This window comes from Neisseria sp. P0019.S003, assembly GCF_051957115.1.
GTDB classification, from domain to species: Bacteria; Pseudomonadota; Gammaproteobacteria; order Burkholderiales; family Neisseriaceae; genus Neisseria; species Neisseria flavescens_D.
Window position 1 is genome coordinate 1 of the sequence record NZ_JBQCWT010000020.1, and the last position, 845, is coordinate 845.

The window sequence follows — 845 nt, forward strand, 5'->3', positions numbered from 1 at the left end:
TGTTGTGGTGTTGGTGTTGTTGGGGGTGTTGTTTTTGTTTTTTGTGTTGGTGTTGTTTGTGGGGTTGTTGTTGTTGGTTGGGGTGTTTGTGTTGTTTTTGGTGTTGTTTTTTTGGGGTGTTGGGTTTGGGTTTTTTGGTTGTTTGTTTGTTTTGGTGTCTGTTGGGTTGTGGGTTGGGGTGGTGTTTTGGTGTGTTTTTTTTTGTTTTTTTTGTGTGGTTTTTTTGGTGGGGTTTGTTTGTGTTGGGTGTGTGGTGTTTTTTGTTTTTGGGGTGGTGTTTTTTGGTGTGTGGTTGTTGGTGGTGGTGTTGTTGTTGGTGTGGTTTTGTTGTTGGGTGGGGTGTGTTTTGTGGTGGTGGTGGGGTTTGTTTTGGTGGTTTGTGCGGTGTTTGTGTTTTGGTTTGGGCGGTTGGGGTGTGGGGTGTGAGTAGTAGTTTCGTTGTTTTTGTTGTTGTTGGTGTGTGGGGTTTTGGTGGGGGTTTGGTGTGGGTTTTGGTTTTGTTTTTTTGTGGTGGTGTGGTTGGTGTTTGGTTGTGTTGTTTGTGGTGTTTTTGTGTTTGGTTGGTTGGTGGTGGTGGGTGGTGTTGGGGTTGTTGTGTTGGTGTGTGGTGTGTTGGGGTTGTGTGGTGGGTGGTTTGTTGGGGTGTGGTTTGTTGTTGTGTTTTTTGTTTGTGTTGGGTTGTGTGTTTGTGTTGTGGGGGTTTGGGTTTGTTGTGGTGGTGTGGGTGTGGTTGGTGTTGGTGTGTGTGGTGTTGGTGGTGGTGGTGGTGGTGGGGTTTTGGGTGTTGGGGTGGGGTTTTGTGGGGGTGGTTGGGGTGTGTTGTGGTGGTGTGGTGTTTTGTGTGT

Annotated in this window: 2 protein-coding genes; both read left to right on the plus strand. The window is 47.1% G+C overall.

Annotated features, from left to right (window positions below; genetic code table 11):
- The coding region (locus ACTHTS_RS10850; RefSeq protein ID WP_440370033.1) for a hypothetical protein at positions 1-430 on the plus strand (430 nt) is incomplete at its 5' end.
- 54 nt (positions 431-484) lie between these two features.
- Positions 485-845: hypothetical protein (locus ACTHTS_RS10855; RefSeq protein ID WP_440370034.1), on the plus strand; the 361-nt coding region annotated here is incomplete at its 3' end.